This is a genomic window from Marinobacterium rhizophilum, assembly GCF_024397915.1.
In the GTDB taxonomy this organism is placed as follows: Bacteria; Pseudomonadota; Gammaproteobacteria; order Pseudomonadales; family Balneatricaceae; genus Marinobacterium_A; species Marinobacterium_A rhizophilum_A.
The window spans coordinates 4,741,624-4,762,867 of record NZ_CP073347.1; the positions used below are offsets into that span (position 1 = coordinate 4,741,624).

A 21,244-nucleotide genomic window follows, 5' to 3' on the forward strand; every position below is an offset into this window, starting at 1 on the left:
TGTGATCAGTGACTGCTGTCGGGTGCCAGCAAGGTCTGGCGGATATGCTGGAAGCTGCGTACCCGGGACGCGCTGATTTCATTCTGTTCGATTGCATCCTTGATGGCGCAGCCCGGCTCCTGTTCGTGACGGCAATCGCGAAAGCGACAATGGCCCAGGTAAGGATGAAACTCGCGAAAGCCTTCAATCAGGCGTTCAGGCTCCAGGTGCCAGAGGCCAAATTCGCGGATGCCGGGGGAGTCGATAAGGTCGCCGCCATCGGGGAAGTGGAACAGTCGCGCGGTGGTGGTGGTGTGGCGTCCCTTGCGGGTTTGGACGGACAGTTCGCCAACGCGGATGTCGACCCCCGGCAGCAGGCTGTTGATCAGGGATGACTTGCCAACGCCCGACTGGCCCACAAAGACGCTGACGCGGCCGTTGAGTAGGGTCTTGAGTTCGGTCAGGGCATCCTCGCCGTTGGCCGAGGTGGTCAGCACCTTGTAACCGATACGCCGGTAATTCTCGAGCATCCCCTGCAGTTCGTCGCGGTTGCCGTCGGTTAGCAGGTCGGACTTGTTGAGCAGAATGACAGGTTCGATGCCGCTGAGCTCCGAGGCCACCAGGTAGCGGTCGATCAGGTTGGCAAAGGGCGTGGGTTCCACCGCGATGGTGACAACGATAAAGTCGATATTGGCCGCGACGGGGCGCAGTTCGCCCTGGGGGTTGGGACGTACCAGCTCGGTCTGGCGTGGCAGCTGGGCCACCACGACGCCACCTTCGGTACCGGCGCGCCAGATAATGCGATCCCCCGTGACCAGCTGGCCGAGGTTGGTGCGCATGTGACAGCGGGTGATAATGCCGGCCTGGTCGCCATCCAGGCCTTCGACGTCTACCTGGCGACCAAAATGGGAAATGATCAGGCCGTGCTGCTCCTGTCCCAGATCGCCCCCTTCGAGCTGCTCGTCCACGGCATTGTCACGTTTTGAGGCGCGGGCGGTGCGTTCCTGCTGAATCTTTTCTACCCGCCAGGACTGGCGGCGGGTCAGTTTGCGCTTAGACATCAATCTCCCGGCTGCGCCAGTTGGCACGGACAAGAATGCGTGGCCTGTGGTACAGCGCTTTCGTAGGTATTCGGATGGGACCTAAGGTATTCTATTCTGGAGCAAATTAGTAGTGGCCAGCGCAGGAGAGCGGCGTCCCATGAGTAGCAGCAAACAGTCTGACAGCACCACCACCGACAGCAATTCACGCAGTACCCATCTGATCTGGATTGACCTGGAAATGACCGGCCTTGAACCGGACCATGACACCATTATCGAAATTGCCACCATCGTCACCGATGCCAATCTCAACCTGATTGCCGAGGGACCGAGCCTGGCGATACATCAAAGCGATGCGGCACTGGAGGCGATGGACGAATGGTGTACGCGCCAGCACGGTCAGTCGGGCCTTACGCAGCGCGTGCGCGAAAGCCAGCTGGGTGAGCGTGATGCCGAGCTGCAGACGCTGGAATTTTTGCGCCAGCACGTGGATCAGGGCGCATCCCCCATGTGCGGCAACAGCATTGGCCAGGACCGGCGTTTTCTGAACAAGTACATGCCCGAACTCGAGGCGTTTTTCCATTACCGCAACCTGGACGTGAGCACCCTGAAAGAGCTCGCCAGGCGCTGGAAGCCGGAAGTGCTGGAGGGCGTGAGGAAGAAGGGCTCCCACCTGGCGCTGGATGATATCCGCGACTCCATCAGTGAACTCAGCTATTACCGCGAGCACTTCATCAAGGTGTGAGAGGGTTGCTTGCCCGGTGGCCGCCCTAGTCCGGCAGCCGGGCGGCGCGGGGGTGAATCAGGATGGGGTGTGCCGGGTGCCCGACCCCGGTGCTGTTGTCGCGGGCGCGCGCTTGCAGCTGTGCCAGCGCCCAGGCCACGTGTTCCTGCACCAGTTCGGATGGATATGACTGCCTGGCCTGCAGTGCGGCAATGATTGCCGGGCCGCCGCTGCTGTTGCCAAGGGCGATGGCGATATTGCGCAGCCAGCCCTCGTAGCCGGTGCGACGGATCGCCGAACCTTCGGTCTTTTGCAGGAACCGGGCCTCATCCCAGCCGAACAGCTCGACAAGCTCGATATCATCCAGCCCGTGGCGCGGCTTGAAGTCGGTTTCCATGCTGTGGCTGGCAAAGCGGTTCCAGGGGCAGATCAGCTGGCAGTCATCGCAGCCAAAGATGCGATTGCCCATCAGCGGGCGCAGCTCTGGGTCGATACTGCCCTTGTACTCGATGGTCAGGTAGGAAATGCAGCGCCTGGCATCCAGCACCTGGGGGGCCGGGAAGGCCTGGGTGGGGCAGACATCCATGCAGGCGCTGCAGCGCCCGCAGTGATCCTCGGTGTAGGGTTCATCCACGGGCAGTGGCAGATCCACGAAAAGCTCGCCCAGCAGAAACCAGGAGCCGGCTTCGCGATTGAGGATCAGGCTGTGCTTGCCCTGCCAGCCGATGCCGGCTGCGCGGGCCAGCGGGCGTTCCAGTACCGGGGCACTGTCGACAAAGGCGCGGTAGCCCAGGGTCTCGCAGGCCTCTTCAATGCGCTGCCCCAGGCGGGTCAGGCGCTTGCGCAGCGTCTTGTGGTAGTCCCGGCCCAGGGTATAGCGGGCGATATAGGCCTTGTCGGCCTGCCTGAGAACTTTAAGCGTCTGGGCTTCGGGGGGCAGGTAATCCATGCGCACGCAGATAATGCGTTGGGTGCCGGGTACCAGCAATGATGGGTCCAGCCGTTTTTCGAAGTGGTTTTCCAGGTAGCCCATCTCGCCCTGATAGCCCTGGTCGAGCCAGGCCTGCAGCTGGGGGCCTTCGGCTGAAAGGTCGGTGCCGGTAATCCCGCACTGCTGGAAACCGAGCTCCTGCGCCCAGTTTTTGATCTGTGCGGCCAGTTGGCTGAGCTGTTCAGGTGAAAGCCGGTTCATGACGTGTATCGTCCGCTGGACGATCCTTTATAATGTGGCCAATTCAAGGAGATACCTATGCCTGTCATGAGAGCGGAACTGCCGGCCACATTATACACGGCACAACAAAGTCGCGCGCTGGATCAGACCGCCATTGAGCAATACGGCCTGCCGGGCTTCAAATTGATGCAGCGGGCCGGTCATGCCACCTTTGCTACCTTGCTGCACCACTGGCCGGCACTGACCTCGCTGACCATTCTTTGCGGCAGCGGCAACAACGGGGGTGACGGTTTTGTCGTCGCGGGGCTGGCCCAGCAGCGTGGCATCGTGGTGCAGCTGCTCTGCGTGGGTGGGGATGACTTCGAACAGCGCTTGCAGGGCGAAGCGCTTGAAGCCTGGCGCTGGAGCCAGGCGCTGGGTGTGCGGGGGCAGGCTTACAGCAGCGATACGGAGCTGCGGGGCGAGGTGCTGGTGGATGCGATCCTGGGCACCGGCCTGGCAGGGCCTGTGCGCGGCGCGGCCGAGCGCGCGATCCGGCACTGCAATCGCAGCCCGCAACCGGTGCTGGCGGTGGATATTCCGTCGGGGCTGTGCAGCGATACCGGCGCGGTGCTTGGAGACGCCGTGCATGCGGCGGTGACCATTACCTTTATCGGGCTCAAGCAGGGGCTCTTTACCCACCAGGCAGTCGATTATACCGGCCAGGTTGAGTTTGATGGCCTGCTTGTACCCGAAGCCGTGTATGAAGACGTACCGGTTAGTGCGTTTCGGACCCAGGCTGAAGACCTGGCCCAGGCACTGGGGACGCGCAGGCGCAGCAGCCACAAGGGCGACTTTGGTCATGTCATGATCATTGGTGGCGACCTGGGTTTTGGTGGCGCGGGTATTCTTGCCGCCCAGGCAGCGTTGCGCACGGGTGCAGGCCTGGTCTCCCTGGCCACCCGGCCGGAATATGTATCGGCGGCGCTGGCCCGTCAGCCCGAGCTGATGGTGCATGGGGTGAGTTCCGGCCAGGATCTGGAACCCCTGCTGGAGCGGGCGGATATTCTGGTGGTCGGACCGGGGCTGGGGCGCAGCGCCTGGGGCGACCAGCTGTTGTTACAGGCATTGCAGAGCGGCAAGCCCATGGTGGTGGATGCCGATGGGCTTAATTTGCTGGCCGAGAAAAACTGGTTGCACAGTTCGCGTCGCAGCAACTGGATACTGACACCGCATCCAGGCGAGGCGGCGCGGCTGCTGGCCGATGATGTGGCGACGGTCAACCAGGACCGTTTCGCCTCCGTCGAGCGCCTGCAGGCCAACTGCGGCGGGGTCGCAGTGCTCAAGGGTGCCGGTACCCTGAGCTGCGACGGCGATGCGCTGCACCTGTGTGCGGCGGGCAATCCCGGCATGGCGGTCGGTGGCATGGGGGATGTGCTGGCCGGCATCATTGGCGGCCTCTGGGGGCAGGGGCTCAAGCCGGTGGATGCGGCGCGCCTGGGGGTTTTTGTTCATGCCCGTGCCGGCGATAGTCAGGCGGCGCAGCATGGCGAACGCGGCCTGTTGCCCACCGACCTGCTGGTCGGCATTCAGGCCCTGGTCAATGGGCTGCAAGAGTAACTTTAGCCTGGTGGTGCCAGGCAAAATGCTAACGGATCAATGAGATGACAGAGCGGTTTGTATATGGTGCCAGGGATGAGGACGTCATGGTGGCCTTTGGTGAGGCCCTGGGGCGGGCCTGCGGCGGGCGCGGAATCATTTTCCTGCACGGCGATCTCGGTATGGGCAAGACCACGCTCTGCCGGGGGGTCCTGCGTGCCTATGGTCACCTGGGTTCGGTGAAGAGTCCTACCTATACTTTGGTGGAGCCCTATGATCTGGAGGGGCGCAGGTTGTATCATTTCGACCTGTACCGTCTGGCAGACCCTGAAGAGCTTGAGTACCTGGGGATCAGGGATTATTTCGAAGACGACGACCTCTGCCTGATCGAGTGGCCACAACGAGGAGCCGGCTGGCTGCCGCGCCCGGATCTGGATGTGGAAATCTCCATCGCTGGACAGGGGCGCAGTATTGAGTGCCAGGGGCGTACAGCGCGGGGACAGCAGATTCTGACGGCGCTGTTACAGGAGGGTACCTCGAAAAAACCGTAGCGAGCGGGCTTGGAGGCAAGGCGCACGGCGCGCAGGAACCGCAGTGTATGGGGTATACACAAGGTTCCGAGCACCGCGCAACGCAGCCTCTGAGTCGCCCAGCAGGTTTTTCGAGGTGCCCAGGACAATGACTGGATCGCAAAACAGGGGTAACGCGATTGAGGGGCAGGATGAAGGGGATTTTGGGCATGCTGGCGGCCTTGTTGCTGGCGGTTCCGGCAATGGCGGCAGATATCAAGAATGTGCGTATCTGGCTGGCGCCGGATCACACGCGTCTGGTGTTTGATTTATCGGGCCCGGTAAAGCACAAGGTATTCAGCCTCGATAATCCCGATCGGCTGGTGGTGGACATGGCGGATTCCCGCCTGCAGGCCAGTCTTGATCGTCTGGGGCTGGAAGAAAGTCCGGTCAGCAAATTGCGTCACTCCCGCCAGTCCGATGGGTCCCAGCGCATCGTGCTGGATCTTAACAGCAAGGTAAAACCCCGCAGCTTTACGCTGGCACCTAACGACCAGTATGGCCACCGGCTGGTGCTGGATTTGCTGAAAACCGGTGCGGACAAGCCTGCCGCTGTTGCGGTGACCCAGCCGCCGGCGCCTGTGGCTGCGGGGACGCCGGGCCCCTTGCGCGATGTGGTGGTGGCGATTGATGCCGGCCACGGCGGAGAGGACCCGGGCGCGCTGGGCCCCGGCGGCCTGCGCGAAAAGGATGTGGTTATCGCCATTGCCAGGGAAGTCTACCGTCGCCTGGATGCAACGCCGGGCTACAAACCGGTGATGGTGCGCACCAGCGACTATTACGTCAGTTTGCGCGGGCGTACCAAGCTGGCGCGTGATCATAATGCCGACCTGTTTGTGTCGATTCATGCCGATGCCTTCAAGGATTCCCGCGCCAATGGCGCCTCTGTCTGGGTGATTTCCGACCGTGGCGCCACCGGCGAAGTGGGCCGCTGGCTGGCGCAGAAAGAAAACAGCGTGGACGCCATCGGCGGCGTGGTGAGCCTGGATGACAAGGATGAGGTACTGGCCGGCGTGCTGCTGGACATGTCCATGACCTTCAGCATGGAGGGCAGTCGCCAGGTCGCGGACCGGGTGCACAAGAACATCGGCAAGTTTGCCCGCATGCACAAGCCGTATGTCGAACAGGCCGGTTTTGTGGTGCTGAAATCGCCAGGAATTCCGTCGATCCTGGTCGAAACCGGGTTTATCTCCAATCCGGATGAGGCTCGCAAGCTCAAGTCGCGCAAGTATCAGAACCAGATGGCCGAAGCCATTGCCGAGGGCGTGAAGGATTATTTCTGGCACCGTCCCCCGGCCATGACGCACCTGGCGCACCGCAAGAACGGTGGTCAGCTGGCGGCCTTGTCGGATCGTACCCACAAGGTGTCCCGTGGTGACACCCTGTCGGTGATCGCCGTGCGCAATGGCGTGTCCCTCTCGGCGCTACGCGCCGCCAATGGCCTGTCCAGTGACAAGATCCGCATTGGCCAGGTGCTCAAGATTCCGTCAAGCTAAGGGCTGCATGGGTCGCATACTGTTGCGGCCCGGTTTAGAGGCTCCCCAACCGGTAATACATTTGTCTATGTCACGAATACAGTTGCTGTCGCCGCGCCTTGCCAACCAGATTGCGGCCGGCGAAGTGGTCGAACGCCCGGCTTCGGTGGTCAAGGAATTGCTGGAAAACAGCCTTGATGCCGGCGCCACCCAGATCGAAATCGATGTGGAACAGGGAGGCATGAAGCTGATCCGTCTGCGCGACAACGGTGGCGGTATCGAGGAGCAGGACCTGCCGCTGGCGCTCAGTCGCCATGCCACGTCCAAGATTCTGGTGCTCGAAGACCTTGAAGCGGTCAACAGCCTCGGCTTTCGCGGCGAGGCGCTGGCCAGTATCAGTTCGGTATCGCGCCTTACGCTGACTTCGCGCCGGGCTGATGCCTCCAGTGCCTGGCAGGTGCAGACCGAAGGGCGGGACATGGAGCCGGTGGTGAGCCCTGCTGCCCACCCGCAGGGTACCTGCGTCGAGGTGCGGGACCTCTTCTTCAATACGCCGGCGCGGCGCAAGTTCATGCGTACCGAACAGACCGAATTCAAGCACCTGGAGGAGGTGGTCAAGCGCCTGGCGCTGAGCCGTTCCGATGTGTCCTTCCAGTTGCGCCACAATGGTCGGGTCATTCATCAGCTGCGCCCCGCCCGAACCGAGCAGGAGCACGAACGACGTATCTCGTCGGTGTGCGGGCCGGCCTTTATCGATCAGGCACTGTCGCTGGATATGTGCGCGGAAGCCAGCGGTTTGCGGCTCTGGGGCTGGATGGGGCTGCCGACCTTTTCCCGCAGCCAGACGGACCTGCAGTACTTCTTCGTCAACGGCCGCATTATCCGGGACAAGCTGGTGGCCCACGCGGTGCGCCAGGCCTATCAGGATGTGCTCTTCCACGGTCGTCATCCGGCCTTTGTACTTTACCTGGAGCTCGATCCGCGACTGGTGGATGTGAACGTGCATCCGACCAAGCACGAGGTGCGCTTTCGCGAAGGTCGCCTGGTGCATGACTTCATCTTCCGTACCCTGCACCGGGTGATTGCCGATGTCCGCCCGCAGGATGCTGTGTCGCCTGCCTCCGCGTCGCCGGATTCCAGCGCGCAAGGGGATGGCCAGGTTGCCGCTGCACAGCAGTTCGAGCAGGGGCGCATGCCGCTGAGCCAGGCGCCGGCGGCTCAGGCATCACTGGACCAGGCGCCAACGGGTGGTTCCCAGCAGGCCGGCAGCATGTTCGGTGGTGCCGTGCCCGGCGGCGATTATCGCGGCCCCTCGGTCGGCGCGGTGCGGGACCAGATCAGCGGTTACGGTGCCCTGCATGTGCCGGCCCATGGTGCCCAGTACCCTGTGCCGCCGGGACCGGCGGTGACCCCGGCAGAGGGCGAGGAGGCGCCGCCGCTGGGGTATGCCCTGGCCCATCTGCACGGTATCTATATTTTGGCGCAGAATGCACAGGGCCTGGTGCTGGTGGACATGCATGCCGCCCATGAACGTATCGTCTATGAGCGCATGAAGCAGGCGTATGAGACCGAGGTGGTGCGCTCGCAGCCGCTGTTGGTGCCTTTGAGCATGGCGGTGAGCCAGAACGAGGCGGACTGCGCCGAGGAGCAGGCCGAGATGTTTCAGCGACTGGGCTTTGAATTGTCCCGTATGGGGGACGAAAGCCTGGTGGTACGCCAGGTGCCGGTGTCGCTGGCCAAAGGTAACATCGAACAGCTGATTCGGGATGTGTTGTCCGACATGCTGACCTACGGCCAGAGCCAGCGCATTGAAAACCATATCAACGAGTTGCTGGCGACCATGGCCTGCCACGGGGCGGTGCGCGCCAACCGCCAGCTTAGCGTGCCGGAGATGAATGGCCTGCTGCGTGACATGGAGATTACCGAGCGCAGCGGGCAGTGCAACCATGGTCGGCCGACCTGGACGCAGCTGTCGCTGAATGAACTCGACAAGCTGTTTTTGCGGGGGCGCTAGCAACATGAGTGAACAGAAAAATCTGCCGCCCGCCATATTTCTGATGGGCCCCACCGCTGCGGGCAAGACCGCCCTGGCCATGGAGCTCTATGACGCCTTGCCCTGCGACATCATCAGTGTCGATTCGGCGCTGATCTATCGCGGCATGGACATCGGTACCGCCAAGCCGACTGCTGCAGAGCTGGCGCGTTATCCCCATCGGCTTATCGATATTCGCGGCCCGGAGCAGAGCTACTCGGCGGCCGAGTTTCGCCAGGATGCGCTGGAACAGATGGCGCAGATTACCGCGGCGGGTCGTATTCCGCTGCTGGTGGGTGGCACCATGATGTATTTCAATGCGCTGCAGCAGGGCCTGGCCAAGATGCCGGAAGCTGATCCTGCGGTGCGCGCCCGGCTCGAAGAGGAAGCGCGTTTGCAGGGCTGGCCTGCCATGCACCGCCGCCTGGCCGAGGTGGACCCGCAGGCGGCGGCGCGCCTCAAGCCGAATGACGCCCAGCGGGTGCAGCGTGCGCTGGAAGTGTTTGAACTCAGTGGCCGGCCCATGAGTGCGCTCTGGCAAGAGCAGGAGCAGACGGTTCTGCCCTATCGAGTGCATTCCTTTGCGGTGATGCCGCCGGAGCGGGCCGAGCTGCACCAGCGTATTGAGCAGCGATTTCACCAGATGCTGGAACTTGGTCTGGTGGATGAAGTCGAACGCGTGCTCTGGTCGCGGGGTGATCTCGAGCTGTCCCATCCCTCGGTTCGCTGTGTCGGCTACCGCCAGGTGTGGGAATTTCTGGCCGGGCGCTGGGACTATGAAACCATGGTGTTCAAGGGTATCGTAGCCACCCGGCAACTGGCAAAACGCCAGATAACCTGGCTGCGCAGCTGGAACGATCTGCACTGGTTACAGACGAATGATCGGCAGTTGCTGTCTAAAGCCTTGAAATTAGTGGAGTCAGCCATTATATAATGTTCGGCTGGCGCGCAATTGCAGTGGTGTGGATGGCGGTCGGAAGGCGGGACTTCGCGGGGAATCTTTGGCGGAGTCCTGACCTGCATAAACCATAATGATTTTCTGGAAGGAGTTTGCAATGTCAAAAGGGCAGTCTTTACAAGACCCTTATCTAAACGTTCTGCGCAAGGAGCGTGTGCCGGTTTCGATTTTCCTGGTGAATGGTATCAAGCTGCAGGGACAGATCGAGTCTTTCGATCAGTTCGTGATTCTGCTTAAGAATACCGTCAGCCAGATGGTCTACAAGCATGCGATATCTACAGTCGTTCCTGCCCGTCCGGTGAAACTGCCGCAGGCCGACGAGAAGCAGCCGGACTGAGGTCATATTGTTTTTTGAACGACCCAAGTCTGGAGAGAAGGCCATTCTCGTGCACATCGATTTCGGTGACGAGAGCAAGGCTGAAAGTCCCCAGGAGCTTGAAGAGCTCGCACTCTCGGCGGGCGCGGATCCGGTGGAATTTCTCATCGGCAGCCGTGCCAAGCCGAGTTCCAAATTCTTTATTGGCACTGGCAAGCTGGCAGAGCTGATTGAACTGGTGACGCTGCATGATGCAGAAATCGTTATCTTCAATCATGCGCTGTCACCGTCCCAGGAGCGCAATCTGGAGCAGCAGATCAAGTGTCGGGTGCTGGATCGAACCGGCCTGATTCTGGATATCTTTGCCCAGCGCGCCCGCACCCACGAAGGCAAGTTGCAGGTCGAGCTGGCACAGTTGGATCACATGTCGACGCGGCTGGTGCGCGGCTGGACCCACCTTGAGCGTCAGAAGGGCGGTATCGGCCTGCGTGGTCCGGGTGAAACCCAGCTTGAAACCGACCGCCGCTTGCTGCGGGCGCGGATGAAAAGCATCGTCAAGCGGCTCGACCGGGTGCGCCGACAGCGCGACCAGGGTCGGCGGGCGCGTCAGCGTGCCGAGGTTCCGACTGTTTCGCTGGTGGGTTACACCAACGCCGGCAAGTCGACGCTGTTTAATCGTCTGACCGAGTCCAGCGTTTATGTGGCGGACCAGCTGTTTGCCACCCTGGATCCGACGCTGCGCAAGATTCAGTTGGCGGATGTGGGGCCGGCAATCCTGGCAGATACCGTCGGTTTCATCCGGCACTTGCCGCACAAGCTGGTGGAGGCGTTCCGGGCGACCTTGCAGGAAACCTCCGAGGCGGAGCTGCTGCTGCATGTGATCGACTGCTATGACGATGAGCGCGGCGGTCATATCGAGCAGGTCAAGCATGTGCTGCAGGAAATCGGTGCCAGCGAAGTGCCTGTACTGGAGGTCTATAACAAGATCGACAGGCTGGACGGGCAGGAAGCGCGCATCGATCGTGACGACGAGGGACGTCCCTGGCGTGTCTGGGTGTCGGCCGTCACGGGAGAGGGGAGCGAGCTGCTGTATCAGGCGGTGAGCGAACGGCTGTCGGATGATATTTTTCATCAGACGCTGAGTTTGCCTGCCAGTGCCGGCCAGTTGCGGGCGCACCTGTACGCGCTTAACGCGGTGTTGCGTGAAAGCGTTGATGCCTCCGGGCAAATACAGGTGGAAGTCCGGTTACAGAAGAAAGACTTGCTGCGGCTGCTCAGTCGGCTCGGGATTCCATCCGAGTCGTATCTGGTGCAGGCTGCGTCTTGATAAACTTGACTCAGGCTTGCGTGGGCCCCTGTGGCTATCTACAATTTTTTGAGTTGAATCAAGCGTTTTCTAACGGAGAGCACTATGGCTTGGAATGAGCCCGGCGGGAATGGGGACGGTAAAAACCATGATCCCTGGAATGGCGACAAGCGCGGCGGACCCAGGGGTGGTGGGGATCAGGGGCCGCCTGATCTCGACGAGGCCCTGCGCAAGCTGCAGGATAAGCTAAACAGCATTTTCGGCAAGGTCAGCTCGGGCGGCGGTGGCGGTGGCGGATCTTCGCCGTCGGGTTCCGGTTTCCTGTGGGTGCTGCTGGTGGTGGTGGCGCTGGGCTGGGCCGGTATGGGTTTCTATACCGTCGACCAGCAGGAGCGCGGCGTGGTGCTGCGTCTGGGTAAATACTACGAAACGGTGAACCCGGGTCTGCAGTGGAACCCGCCGATGATTGACGAAGTCACCAAGGTCAACGTGACCCGGGTGCGTACGCTCGATCACCGTGCCCTGATGCTGACTGAAGACGAAAACATCGTGGATATCGATGTGACGGTTCAGTACCTGATCATCGACCCCAAGGCCTACCGTCTCAATGTGCGTGATCCCGAAGGCAGTCTGGCGAATGCGTCCGAATCTGCTCTGCGCCAGGTCGTCGGCAGCTCCGAAATGCATTCCCTGCTGACTGAAGGTCGTGAAGCGCTTGGCTTTGCCGTGCTGGACCGTCTGCAGGGCTACATGCAGAGCTATGCCACGGGCCTGAGCATCTCCAAGATCAACGTCAAGAATGCCCAGGCACCGAGCCAGGTGCAGGATGCGTTCGATGACGTGATCAAGGCGCGTGAAGATGAGCAGCGGGTCAAGAACGAAGCTGAATCCTACGCCAATGGCATCGTGCCGGAAGCGCGTGGTGAAGCCCAGCGCATGCTTGAGGAAGCCAATGCCTACCGGGAAGAGGTTCTGGCCCGGGCGGATGGTGAGTCCAAGCGTTTTGTGGCGCTGCTGAACGAGTACCGCAAGGCTCCGGATGTTACGCGCGAGCGTTTGTATCTGGACATGATGCAGTCTGTGCTGGAAAACAACCCGAAAGTCCTGATCGACGTTGAGGGTGGGAATAACATGATGTATCTGCCACTGGATAAATTGATGCAGAGCAGCAACGAGCGTCGCGAACTTAGTCGTGGTGCGCGCCTGGATGATCAGAGCCTGAAGGATCTGACCGACAAGGTGGTTGATGAGCTGCGTGTGCGCCAGAGTACCACTACGCGTCGGGAGGGCCGGTAATGAAGCCTAGATCAATGCTTGTACTGGTCCTGCTGTTGCTGGTGTTCATGGTGGGCTCCAAGTCGGTTTACATCATCAGCGAAACCGAGCGCGCTGTGCTGCTGCGCTTCGGTGAGATCGTCAATGATGATGTCAGCCCGGGTCTGCACTTCAAGGTGCCTTTCGTTAACGTCGTGCGCAAGTTCGATGGTCGTCTGCTGACCCTTGATGCCCGTCCGCAGTCCTTCCTGACGCTGGAGAAAAAGCGTCTGGTGGTGGATGCCTTCATCAAGTGGCGTATCCAGGATGTTGGTAAGTATTACACCGCGACCTCGGGTGACGAGTTCCGTGCCGGTGATGTACTGCTGACCCGTGTGGAGAACGAGCTGCGTAACCAGTTCGGTGCCCGCACCCTGAACCAGGTGGTATCCGGTGAGCGTGAAGAGCTGATGGATCAGGTTATCCAGCAGCTGAGTCAGGTGGCGCAGGATGAGCTGGGTATCAATGTGCTGGACGTTCGCGTCAAGCGTGTCGAACTGCCGGCTGAGGTGTCTGAGTCGGTTTACCAGCGCATGCGTACCGAGCGTGAACGAGAGGCCCGTGAGCTGCGCTCGCGCGGCAAGGAGTTGGCCGAGGGTATTCGTGCCGATGCGGACCGTCAGGTCACCATCGTCAAGGCGAACGCCTACCGTGAAGCTGAGGAAACTCGAGGTGAAGGTGATGCATCGGCTGCAAATGTCTATGCCAGCGCCTTCAGTCGGGATCCGGAGTTTTACTCCTTCTACCGCAGTCTGACAGCCTACAAGGCGTCGTTTGGTGGCGAGGGTGGCGATGTGCTGCTGCTCAAGCCTGACAGCGACTTCTTCAAGTATCTGTCCAAACCAACAGGGCCCTGATTCGTCCCTGATTGGACTGCAAAACCGCGGAACGGGTGCAAATTTGTCCCCGTTCCGTGCTAGAATCCGCACACCGGGCCAAGACCCGGTTTTTTTGTGGCAGTGGGCTGCCGGGGTCGGGGTTGGATATGTCTTCTGGGCTATGGCGCGAGCTGTTGATCGGCTTCTGTTTGATGCTGGTTCTGGAAGGTGTATTGCCCTTTTTATACCCGCAGCGCTGGCGCCGGATGGTGCAGCGGCTGTCGCTGATCAATGATGTAACGCTGCGTATTTTCGGGCTGCTGAGTATGCTGGCCGGTGTCGCGTTGCTGTATTGGATCAACTGAATCAGATTACCCGGATTGTATTGGAGTACTGCATGGCATTGGCAGATCGCTGGTTGTTGCCGGATGGCGTAAAAGACATATTGCCGCCACGGGCGCGCCAGATCGAGGCATTGCGCCGTCGTCTGCTCGACCTTTACGACAGCTGGGGCTATGAGCTTGTCATGCCGCCGCTGATGGAACATCTGGAGTCACTGCTCACGGGTGTGGGCCGCGATCTGGATCTGGTGACGTTCAAGCTTACCGACCAGGTCAGCGGGCATTTGCTCGGTATACGGGCGGATATTACGCCCCAGGTGGCGCGCATTGATGCGCATCGCATGCGTAACGAAGGGGCCAGTCGGCTGTGCTATTGCGGCTCTGTGTTGCATACAAGGCCTGCCAATATGCTGGCGTCGCGCAACCCGCTGCAGGTGGGGGCCGAGCTGTACGGTCACGCCGGCATCGACAGTGATGTTGAGGTGATCAGTCTGATGCTGGAGACGCTGCTGGCATCGGGTATCGAAGCGCCGCTGAGCCTGGATCTGGGGCACGTCGGCATTGTGCGCAACCTGATGGCGAGCGCCGGTTTGAGTGCCGCAGAGGAAGCGCTTTATCTTGAAAAGCTGCAATTGAAGGCGCTGCCGGAAATTGAGGCCTTTCTTGACGGGCTGGATGTTGATGCATCCGTGCGGGCGCTGCTGGCCGAGTTGCCGCGTCTGCATGGCGGTGCCGAGGTTTTGGCGCGTGCCCGTGAGTTGTTTGCGGACGCGCCTCAGGCCGTGCTGGATGCAGTCACCTACCTGGAAGAGATTGCGCGCCAGGTTGGGTTGCGCTACCCGGGGGTGCGGCTGTATTTCGATCTGGGTGAGCTGCGTGGCTACAACTACCACACCGGTATAGTGTTTGCGGCTTACGCAGCGGGCTTTGGTCAGGCGATCGCCAAGGGTGGTCGTTATGATGAGATTGGGCGGGATTTTGGCCGGGCGCGCCCGGCAACAGGATTCAGTGCGGATCTGAAATGCCTGGAAGATCTGGCGGTAGCGGGGCTTGAGTCCCGTGGTGGCGCCATTCTTGCGCCTGCGGGCCAGGATCCAGAGCTGCTGGTACGAATCAGTGAACTGCGTGCTCAGGGAGAGCGCGTTATGCAGCAGTTGCCGGATGTAGCGCTGGTCAATGTGACCGGTTGTGATCGCCAGCTGCTGCGCGAAGGGGATACGTGGGTCGTAACGGCCCTGTAAGCGAATTTTTCGATTAACGCTAAACATCACTAGAGACAACAATGGGTAGAAACGTAGTTGTTTTGGGCACGCAGTGGGGCGACGAAGGCAAAGGCAAGATCGTCGACCTGTTGACCGAGCGAGTTGCAGCGGTAGCACGCTTTCAGGGTGGGCATAATGCCGGCCATACATTGGTAATTGATGGCAAGAAAACGGTACTGCACCTGATTCCGTCCGGCATTCTGCGTGAAGGCGTGCAGTGTTTGATCGGCAACGGTGTTGTGCTGTCGCCGGAGGCGCTGCTCAAAGAGATCGAGGGTCTTGAGCAGGCAGGCGTCAAGGTGCGTGACAGTCTGCGCCTGAGTCCGGCTTGCCCGCTGATCCTGCCGTATCACGTGGCGCTGGATCAGGCGCGCGAACTGGCGCGCGGTGAATCCAAGATCGGCACTACCGGTCGCGGTATCGGGCCTGCGTATGAGGATAAGGTTGCCCGGCGCGGTCTGCGTCTGGATGATCTGATGCATCCTGAGCGTTTTGCCGCCAAGCTGAAGGAAGTGATGGCCTATCACAACTTTGCGCTGCAGCATTACTACAAGGTTGATCCGATCGATTACGACACCGTGCTGCAGCAGGCGCTGGAAATGGGTGAGCAGCTGCGACCGATGGTCGCTGATGTGACCTCTATCCTGCACGGTCTGCGCAAGCAGGGTGCCAGCATCATGTTTGAAGGTGCTCAGGGTTCGCTGCTGGATATCGATCATGGTACCTATCCGTTCGTGACCTCTTCCAACACCACGGCCGGTGGTACCTCTACCGGTTCCGGTTTTGGTCCGCTGTACCTGGATTACATTCTGGGCATTACCAAGGCGTACACCACTCGCGTGGGTGGTGGTCCCTTCCCGACGGAGCTGGGTTGTGATGTGGGTCGTCGTCTGGCTGAGCGGGGTCATGAGTTTGGTGCGACCACGGGTCGTGCCCGTCGTTGCGGCTGGTTCGATGCCGTGGCGCTCAAGCATGCGATTCAGATTAACTCGATTTCGGGCATCTGTCTGACCAAGCTGGATGTGCTCGACGGTCTGGAAACGATCAGTATCTGTACCGGGTACCGCGATCAGCAGGGTAACCTGGTAGAGTCGCTCAGCGGCAGTGAGGATTACGAGAAGGTCGAGCCTGTGTATGAAGAGATGCCGGGCTGGAGCGAGTCTACCGTGGGCGCTCAGTCTGTCGATGCGCTGCCGGCGAATGCGATTGCATACATCAAGCGTCTCGAGCAGCTGATCGAGGCGCCTGTGGATATCGTTTCCACGGGCCCTGATCGTGCTGAAACCATCGTACTGCGTGACCCCTACGAAGCCTGATTGGGTTTAGGTTTTGTGAGTGTTTGATAAAACCCGGCGCAAGCCGGGTTTTTGCGTTTGGGCTTGAGGTTTCCAGGCGTTGCTGTCTTTTGGGCGGGCGAAAAAAAACCGGCGGGGGCCGGTTTTTTTGTCTGCTGAATAGGGTTACTTCAGCGAATCGTTCAGTGATGGGCGGATGCTCTGCAGCAGTGCCTTGAACATTTTGGGGTTGCCGGCGACCAGGTTGCCGCTGCTGCGGTAATTGGTGCTGCCGGTGAAGTCGCCGATCAGGCCGCCGGCTTCCTGCAGTAGCAGGGTGCCTGCTTCAATTTCGTTCTGCTGCAGGCCGATCTGGAAGAAACCATCGAGGCGTCCTGCGGCGGTGTAGGCCAGGTTCAGGGCGGGGGAGCCGCCGTTGAAGGTCTTGCCGTCTGCCAGGATGATGTTGCGGAACATTTCCTGGAATTCATTCAGGTAGGGCTTGTCGCTGTTGCGGCCAACAAAGCCGGTTCCGATCAGTGAGCCCTGGATGGTTTTGCGGTTGCTGACGCGCAGGCGCTTGCCGTTGAAGTGAGCGCCATAGCCGCGGCTGCCGGTGAATTCTTCGCCGGCCATCGGGTTGAGGATGATGGCGTGCTCGATCTTGTTGTTGCAGTGACCGGACATGCTGATGGCGAAGACGGGCAGGCCGTTGGCAAAGTTGGTAATGCTGTCGATCGGGTTGATGTTCCAGGTGAAAGCCAGGCCTTCGCTCAGGGGTGCATGTTCGCCCGAGTACTCACCAATGATGGTGTGGCTTGGGTATGCTTTCTGGATCGTGTGCACCATGGTCCGTTCGGCCTGCACGCAGGTTTCTTTCAGGAACTCGGCGACACCTTGCTGCTCGGATTTGATCAAATCAAGGCGCTCTACGGCACGTGCGATTTGCTCTCCTGCAAGACGCGCAGCGCGCAGGGCAATGTTTACCATCGGTTGCATCAGTAGGGACCTAATATGTAGCGAGCCAAAACCCGGTATTATACAAAAACTGAGGCGCTGGAATAACACTAATTCACCTAAAACGGCCTGTTCTGTTAAAATATCGCCCCCTTGAACCTACAGGCGCGAAAAATGCTCGAGAATATTCGCATTGTGCTGGTCAACACCTCCCATCCGGGTAACGTTGGTGGCGTGGCCAGGGCAATGAAGAACATGGGGTTGTCTGACCTCTGTCTGGTTGCTCCCAATGACTTTCCCAGCGAGGCGGCGGTGGTACGCGCGTCCGGTGCCACGGACCTGCTGGATAATGCCAGTATCGTCCCCGAGTTGACCGACGCTGTGGCGGACTGCCATCTGGTGATCGGCGCCAGTGCGCGCGGGCGCCATATTCCCTGGCCGGTGATCGACCCGCGTGAAATGGCGGCTGTTGTGTCCGAAGTGCGGCCCGAGCTGCGCGTGGCGATCGTCTTCGGGCGAGAAGACCGCGGGCTGACCAATGAAGAGCTGCATTGCTGCCATCATCATGTGCATATTCCGTCTGTCGAGGGTTTCAGTTCGCTGAACCTGGCAGCCGCGGTGCAGGTCATCGCCTATGAGTTGCGTATGATGGCGTTGTCCGGTGCAGCGGTCGAAAAGCCGCGCTGGGGTACGCCCTGGGATATCGATCTGGCCGACAGTGGCGAGATTGAGCGCATGTTCGAGCACCTGGAGCGCACGCTGGTTGATATTGAGTTCCTGAACCCGGACAATCCCCGGCAGCTTATGCCCCGTCTGCGTCGCCTGCTGCTGCGCGCGGTGCCGGACAAGGTTGAAGTCAATGTTCTGCGGGGCATTCTGACGGCGGTGAACAAGAAGGTGGGTGGCGGCTGAGGCTGCTGATCGTATCTTGTTCAATCAGCCGATTAGCCGACTGTTTTAGTAGGTTAAATAGTTGATCGTTTTCGTAGGCTATTGCATAATGCTTGCACGAATCGCCCGGTGTCGAGAGGAAGCTTATGCGATTGACCACCAAAGGCCGTTATGCAGTCACTGCGATGCTGGATCTGGCGTTGCATGCAGGAAAGGGCCCGATCAGTCTGGCTGATATTTCCGAACGCCAGGGGATCTCGCTTTCCTACCTGGAGCAGTTGTTTGCCAAATTGCGCCGCAGCGAGCTGGTCCGCAGTGTGCGGGGGCCCGGCGGCGGCTATCAGCTGAGCCGTGATCAGGTGCACATTAATGTGGCCGAAGTGATCGACGCGGTTAACGAGTCCGTCGATGCCACTGGCTGTCATGGCAGTGGTGACTGTCAGTCGGGGCAGACCTGCCTGACGCACCACCTGTGGTGTGACCTGAGCGAACAGATTCACGCCTTTCTGAGCGGTATCAGTTTGCTGGATCTGGTTCAGCGCAAAGATGTACAGCTGGTCGCCAAGCGGCAGGATCGTCGCTATGTGGAGCAGCTGATTATGAGTACGGGTGAGAAATCGCCAGCCGATCGCAAGGCGGCGGTGTAACCGATTAGTACCGGAGATAGAGAATGAAGTTGCCGATTTATCTGGATTATTCCGCCACCACCCCGGTTGACCCTCGGGTTGCGGAAAAGATGATTGAGTGCCTGACGATGGAGGGTAACTTCGGTAACCCGGCATCCCGCTCTCATCTGTTTGGCTGGAAAGCCGAAGAGGCGGTTGAAAATGCACGCCGTCAGGTGGCTGATCTGATCAATGCCGATCCGCGCGAGATCGTCTGGACGTCCGGTGCGACCGAGTCCGACAACCTCGCGATCAAGGGAGCGGCGCATTTCTACCAGAAGAAAGGCAAGCACATCATTACCTCGCGCATCGAGCACAAGGCGGTACTGGATACGGCGCGCCAGCTCGAGCGTGAAGGTTTTGAAGTCACCTATCTTGACCCCAACAAGGAAGGCATTATCGAACCTTCGGTAGTGGCGGATGCCATTCGCGAAGACACGATTCTGGTTTCCCTGATGCACGTGAACAACGAAGTCGGCACCCTGACGGATATCGCTGCCATCGGTGAAATTACCCGTGGCAAGGGCATTATCTTCCACGTCGACGCCGCGCAAAGCGCCGGCAAGGTCGAGATCGACATGAGCAAGCTGAAGGTCGATCTGATGTCCTTCTCGGCGCACAAGGTTTACGGTCCCAAGGGTATCGGTGCCCTTTACGTCAGCCGCAAGCCGCGCGTACGTATTGAAGCTCAGATGCATGGTGGCGGCCACGAGCGTGGCATGCGTTCCGGAACCCTGGCGACGCACCAGATCGTCGGCATGGGTGAGGCATTCAGCATCGCCAAGCAGGAAATGGCGGCCGAAAACGAGCGCCTGATCAGTCTGCGCGATCGCCTGCTGGCGGGCGTAAAGGATATGGAAGAGGTCTACGTCAATGGATCTCTGACGCAGCGTGTTCCCGGCAACCTGAATATCAGCTTTGCCTTCGTTGAGGGTGAGTCGCTGCTGATGTCGCTGAAGGATTTGGCGGTATCGTCCGGATCGGCCTGTACTTCGGCCAGCCTTGAGCCTTCCTATGTACTGCGCGCCCTGGGGCTGAATGATGAAATGGCGCATAGCTCAATCCGCTTCTCCATCGGGCGCTTCACCACCGAAGAAGATGTCGATCATGTGATCAAGGATATTCGCGGCGCGGTGGGCAAGTTGCGGGAACTGTCGCCATTGTGGGACATGTTTCAGGACGGCGTTGATTTGAGCAAGGTTGAGTGGGTTCACCACTAAAACATCTGCGGACGAATAAGAGGATATTGTCATGGCTTACAGCGAAAAAGTTATCGATCACTACGAAAATCCGCGCAACGTCGGCAAGATGGATGCGGCGGATCACAGCGTAGGTACCGGCATGGTTGGCGCGCCGGCGTGTGGCGATGTCATGCGTCTGCAGATCAAGGTCAGCGACACCGGCGTTATTGAAGACGCCAAGTTCAAGACCTACGGTTGCGGCTCCGCGATCGCATCCAGCTCCCTGGTGACCGAATGGGTCAAGGGCATGACGCTGGATCAGGCTGCAGAGCTGAAAAACACCGAGATCGCGGATGAGCTGGCGCTGCCGCCAGTGAAAATTCACTGCTCGGTACTGGCTGAAGATGCGATCAAGGCTGCGGTTGCCGACTACAAGCAGAAGCAGGCCAAGTAAGGCTTCATCTATTCAGCTGTGGCGCCGCAAAGCGCGCGGCGCGGGGAAGTATTGACCTATGGCTATTACCATGACACCGGCCGCCGTCAAGCATGTGGTCGGCTATCTTGAAAAACGCGGACACGGTGAAGGCGTGCGTCTTGCCGTCCGTACGACTGGCTGCTCGGGTATGGCATACGTGCTCGAGTTTGTCGATGAAGTCGAAGCGCAGGACCAGGTGTTCGAAGCGAGCGGCGTCAAGGTTGTCGTAGATCCAAAAAGCCTGATCTATCTGGACGGTACAGAGCTGGATTACGTACGTGAAGGGTTGAACGAAGGCTTTCAGTTCAATAATCCGAACGTGCGTAATGAGTGCGGTTGTGGCGAAAGCTTTAACGTCTGATCCAGTTCGCCCGGAGTCGCATGGATATCAAGCAAAACTTCTTTGAGTTTTATGGTTTGCCCGCGGTCTTTGAAATAGACCTCGGGCTGCTATCGCAGCGTCACCTTGAGCTGCAAAAGAAACTCCATCCCGATCGTTTCGCCCACCTCTCCGACCAGGAACGTCGCCTGTCCGCGCAATACACGGCCTACCTCAATGAGGGCTATGCCACGCTGCGCTCGTCTTTGTTGCGGGCCCAGTATCTGCTCAAGTTGCAGGGTATCGATACGCATAACGAGAGCAGTACGGCGATGGATCCTCTGTTCCTGATGCAGCAAATGGAGCTGCGCGAACGGGTTGAGGATGCACCAGGGCATGCGGATCCGGAGTCGGAACTGGCCGCGCTGGGCGAAGACGTCGAGCGCATGATGGTGCCGTTGCAGACCGAGTTTTGCCGCCAGATCGCTGACCCCGCCGAAACCTCGCTCAATGCCGCTGCGGCGGCCGTCAGGAAGATGCAGTTCCTGGATAAGCTGAGGCGCGAAATAGAGCGTCTCGAAGACGAGTTGTACTGATTC

Annotated in this window: 22 protein-coding genes; 19 read left to right on the forward strand and 3 right to left on the reverse strand. The window is 59.9% G+C overall.

Features of this window, described 5'->3' with window-relative positions; genetic code table 11:
* Positions 1-5: 5 nt before the first annotated feature.
* Positions 6-1,040, reverse strand: coding sequence for a small ribosomal subunit biogenesis GTPase RsgA (gene rsgA, locus KDW95_RS21460; RefSeq protein WP_255853809.1), 1,035 nt, complete (start codon positions 1,038-1,040; stop codon positions 6-8).
* A gap of 139 nt (positions 1,041-1,179) precedes the next feature.
* Between rsgA and orn the strand changes: the two genes are divergently transcribed.
* Positions 1,180-1,764 carry an oligoribonuclease gene (gene orn, locus KDW95_RS21465; RefSeq protein WP_255853810.1) on the forward strand — a complete coding sequence of 195 codons (585 nt, stop codon included), beginning with the start codon at positions 1,180-1,182 and terminating at the stop codon, positions 1,762-1,764.
* Positions 1,765-1,789: 25 nt separating this feature from the next.
* On the opposite strand, the gene queG is transcribed toward orn, so the two are convergent.
* Positions 1,790-2,935 (reverse strand): tRNA epoxyqueuosine(34) reductase QueG, encoded by a 1,146-nt coding sequence (gene queG, locus KDW95_RS21470; RefSeq protein WP_255853811.1) that lies wholly within the window; start codon positions 2,933-2,935, stop codon positions 1,790-1,792.
* Between the two features lie 57 nt (positions 2,936-2,992).
* Between queG and KDW95_RS21475 the strand changes: the two genes are divergently transcribed.
* From KDW95_RS21475 to KDW95_RS21530, 12 genes are all read left to right on the forward strand, one after another.
* Positions 2,993-4,513, forward strand: coding sequence for an NAD(P)H-hydrate dehydratase (locus tag KDW95_RS21475; RefSeq protein WP_255853812.1), 1,521 nt, complete (start codon positions 2,993-2,995; stop codon positions 4,511-4,513).
* 44 nt (positions 4,514-4,557) lie between these two features.
* Positions 4,558-5,043, forward strand: coding sequence for a tRNA (adenosine(37)-N6)-threonylcarbamoyltransferase complex ATPase subunit type 1 TsaE (gene tsaE, locus KDW95_RS21480; RefSeq protein WP_255853813.1), 486 nt, complete (start codon positions 4,558-4,560; stop codon positions 5,041-5,043).
* Between the two features lie 170 nt (positions 5,044-5,213).
* Positions 5,214-6,557 (forward strand): N-acetylmuramoyl-L-alanine amidase, encoded by a 1,344-nt coding sequence (locus KDW95_RS21485; RefSeq protein WP_255853814.1) that lies wholly within the window; start codon positions 5,214-5,216, stop codon positions 6,555-6,557.
* A 67-nt stretch (positions 6,558-6,624) separates the two neighbouring features.
* Positions 6,625-8,550, forward strand: coding sequence for a DNA mismatch repair endonuclease MutL (gene mutL, locus KDW95_RS21490; protein ID WP_255853815.1), 1,926 nt, complete (start codon positions 6,625-6,627; stop codon positions 8,548-8,550).
* A 4-nt stretch (positions 8,551-8,554) separates the two neighbouring features.
* Complete coding sequence (gene miaA / locus KDW95_RS21495) at positions 8,555-9,502, forward strand: tRNA (adenosine(37)-N6)-dimethylallyltransferase MiaA (protein ID WP_255853816.1); 948 nt, start codon at positions 8,555-8,557, stop codon at positions 9,500-9,502.
* Positions 9,503-9,623: 121 nt separating this feature from the next.
* Positions 9,624-9,863 (forward strand): RNA chaperone Hfq, encoded by a 240-nt coding sequence (hfq, locus tag KDW95_RS21500; protein ID WP_020683734.1) that lies wholly within the window; start codon positions 9,624-9,626, stop codon positions 9,861-9,863.
* 7 nt (positions 9,864-9,870) lie between these two features.
* Positions 9,871-11,169 (forward strand): ribosome rescue GTPase HflX, encoded by a 1,299-nt coding sequence (gene hflX / locus KDW95_RS21505; RefSeq protein WP_255853817.1) that lies wholly within the window; start codon positions 9,871-9,873, stop codon positions 11,167-11,169.
* 84 nt (positions 11,170-11,253) lie between these two features.
* Complete coding sequence (hflK, locus tag KDW95_RS21510; protein ID WP_255853818.1) at positions 11,254-12,444, forward strand: FtsH protease activity modulator HflK; 1,191 nt, start codon at positions 11,254-11,256, stop codon at positions 12,442-12,444.
* Entirely contained in the window at positions 12,444-13,319 is an 876-nt protein-coding gene (hflC, locus tag KDW95_RS21515) for a protease modulator HflC (RefSeq protein WP_255853819.1), read from the forward strand. Before hflK ends, hflC begins: the two co-directional genes overlap by 1 nt.
* Positions 13,320-13,447: 128 nt before the next feature.
* A complete protein-coding gene (locus KDW95_RS21520) occupies positions 13,448-13,645 on the forward strand; it encodes a DUF2065 domain-containing protein (protein ID WP_255853820.1) in 198 nt (65 codons plus the stop codon).
* A 32-nt stretch (positions 13,646-13,677) separates the two neighbouring features.
* Complete coding sequence (locus tag KDW95_RS21525; protein WP_255853821.1) at positions 13,678-14,862, forward strand: ATP phosphoribosyltransferase regulatory subunit; 1,185 nt, start codon at positions 13,678-13,680, stop codon at positions 14,860-14,862.
* 41 nt (positions 14,863-14,903) lie between these two features.
* Entirely contained in the window at positions 14,904-16,199 is a 1,296-nt protein-coding gene (locus KDW95_RS21530; RefSeq protein WP_255853822.1) for an adenylosuccinate synthase, read from the forward strand.
* Positions 16,200-16,343: 144 nt separating this feature from the next.
* Here the strand turns inward: KDW95_RS21530 and KDW95_RS21535 are convergent, their stop codons facing one another.
* Entirely contained in the window at positions 16,344-17,156 is an 813-nt protein-coding gene (locus KDW95_RS21535) for an inositol monophosphatase family protein (RefSeq protein ID WP_255853823.1), read from the reverse strand.
* A gap of 132 nt (positions 17,157-17,288) precedes the next feature.
* Between KDW95_RS21535 and KDW95_RS21540 the strand changes: the two genes are divergently transcribed.
* The 6 genes from KDW95_RS21540 (at position 17,289) to hscB (ending at position 21,241) form a co-directional block, all read left to right on the forward strand.
* Positions 17,289-18,026, forward strand: a complete 738-nt coding sequence (locus KDW95_RS21540) for an RNA methyltransferase (RefSeq protein WP_255853824.1) — start codon at positions 17,289-17,291, stop codon at positions 18,024-18,026.
* 125 nt (positions 18,027-18,151) lie between these two features.
* Positions 18,152-18,652, forward strand: a complete 501-nt coding sequence (iscR, locus tag KDW95_RS21545) for a Fe-S cluster assembly transcriptional regulator IscR (protein ID WP_255853825.1) — start codon at positions 18,152-18,154, stop codon at positions 18,650-18,652.
* Between the two features lie 23 nt (positions 18,653-18,675).
* Positions 18,676-19,890: an IscS subfamily cysteine desulfurase gene (locus KDW95_RS21550; protein WP_255853826.1), complete on the forward strand. Its 1,215-nt coding sequence runs from the start codon at positions 18,676-18,678 to the stop codon at positions 19,888-19,890.
* 31 nt (positions 19,891-19,921) lie between these two features.
* A complete protein-coding gene (iscU, locus tag KDW95_RS21555) occupies positions 19,922-20,305 on the forward strand; it encodes a Fe-S cluster assembly scaffold IscU (RefSeq protein WP_255853827.1) in 384 nt (127 codons plus the stop codon).
* Between the two features lie 58 nt (positions 20,306-20,363).
* Positions 20,364-20,687 carry an iron-sulfur cluster assembly protein IscA gene (gene iscA, locus KDW95_RS21560; protein WP_255853828.1) on the forward strand — a complete coding sequence of 108 codons (324 nt, stop codon included), beginning with the start codon at positions 20,364-20,366 and terminating at the stop codon, positions 20,685-20,687.
* A 20-nt stretch (positions 20,688-20,707) separates the two neighbouring features.
* Complete coding sequence (gene hscB, locus KDW95_RS21565; protein WP_255853829.1) at positions 20,708-21,241, forward strand: Fe-S protein assembly co-chaperone HscB; 534 nt, start codon at positions 20,708-20,710, stop codon at positions 21,239-21,241.
* Positions 21,242-21,244 lie beyond the last annotated feature (3 nt).

Bases quoted from the DNA above. Each gene is read 5' to 3' on its own strand.
- orn (WP_255853810.1), top strand. From the start codon at position 1,180: ATGAGTAGCAGCAAACAGTCTGACAGCACCACCACCGACAGCAATTCA.
- iscR (WP_255853825.1), top strand. From the start codon at position 18,152: ATGCGATTGACCACCAAAGGCCGTTATGCAGTCACTGCGATGCTGGAT.
- KDW95_RS21520 (WP_255853820.1), top strand. From the start codon at position 13,448: ATGTCTTCTGGGCTATGGCGCGAGCTGTTGATCGGCTTCTGTTTGATG.
- hfq (WP_020683734.1), top strand. From the start codon at position 9,624: ATGTCAAAAGGGCAGTCTTTACAAGACCCTTATCTAAACGTTCTGCGC.
- iscA (WP_255853828.1), top strand. From the start codon at position 20,364: ATGGCTATTACCATGACACCGGCCGCCGTCAAGCATGTGGTCGGCTAT.
- KDW95_RS21540 (WP_255853824.1), top strand. From the start codon at position 17,289: ATGCTCGAGAATATTCGCATTGTGCTGGTCAACACCTCCCATCCGGGT.
- hscB (WP_255853829.1), top strand. From the start codon at position 20,708: ATGGATATCAAGCAAAACTTCTTTGAGTTTTATGGTTTGCCCGCGGTC.
- KDW95_RS21485 (WP_255853814.1), top strand. From the start codon at position 5,214: ATGAAGGGGATTTTGGGCATGCTGGCGGCCTTGTTGCTGGCGGTTCCG.
- miaA (WP_255853816.1), top strand. From the start codon at position 8,555: ATGAGTGAACAGAAAAATCTGCCGCCCGCCATATTTCTGATGGGCCCC.
- KDW95_RS21475 (WP_255853812.1), top strand. From the start codon at position 2,993: ATGCCTGTCATGAGAGCGGAACTGCCGGCCACATTATACACGGCACAA.
- rsgA (WP_255853809.1), bottom strand. From the start codon at position 1,040: ATGTCTAAGCGCAAACTGACCCGCCGCCAGTCCTGGCGGGTAGAAAAG.
- tsaE (WP_255853813.1), top strand. From the start codon at position 4,558: ATGACAGAGCGGTTTGTATATGGTGCCAGGGATGAGGACGTCATGGTG.
- mutL (WP_255853815.1), top strand. From the start codon at position 6,625: ATGTCACGAATACAGTTGCTGTCGCCGCGCCTTGCCAACCAGATTGCG.
- KDW95_RS21530 (WP_255853822.1), top strand. From the start codon at position 14,904: ATGGGTAGAAACGTAGTTGTTTTGGGCACGCAGTGGGGCGACGAAGGC.
- hflC (WP_255853819.1), top strand. From the start codon at position 12,444: ATGAAGCCTAGATCAATGCTTGTACTGGTCCTGCTGTTGCTGGTGTTC.
- KDW95_RS21550 (WP_255853826.1), top strand. From the start codon at position 18,676: ATGAAGTTGCCGATTTATCTGGATTATTCCGCCACCACCCCGGTTGAC.
- KDW95_RS21535 (WP_255853823.1), bottom strand. From the start codon at position 17,156: ATGCAACCGATGGTAAACATTGCCCTGCGCGCTGCGCGTCTTGCAGGA.
- KDW95_RS21525 (WP_255853821.1), top strand. From the start codon at position 13,678: ATGGCATTGGCAGATCGCTGGTTGTTGCCGGATGGCGTAAAAGACATA.
- queG (WP_255853811.1), bottom strand. From the start codon at position 2,935: ATGAACCGGCTTTCACCTGAACAGCTCAGCCAACTGGCCGCACAGATC.
- iscU (WP_255853827.1), top strand. From the start codon at position 19,922: ATGGCTTACAGCGAAAAAGTTATCGATCACTACGAAAATCCGCGCAAC.
- hflK (WP_255853818.1), top strand. From the start codon at position 11,254: ATGGCTTGGAATGAGCCCGGCGGGAATGGGGACGGTAAAAACCATGAT.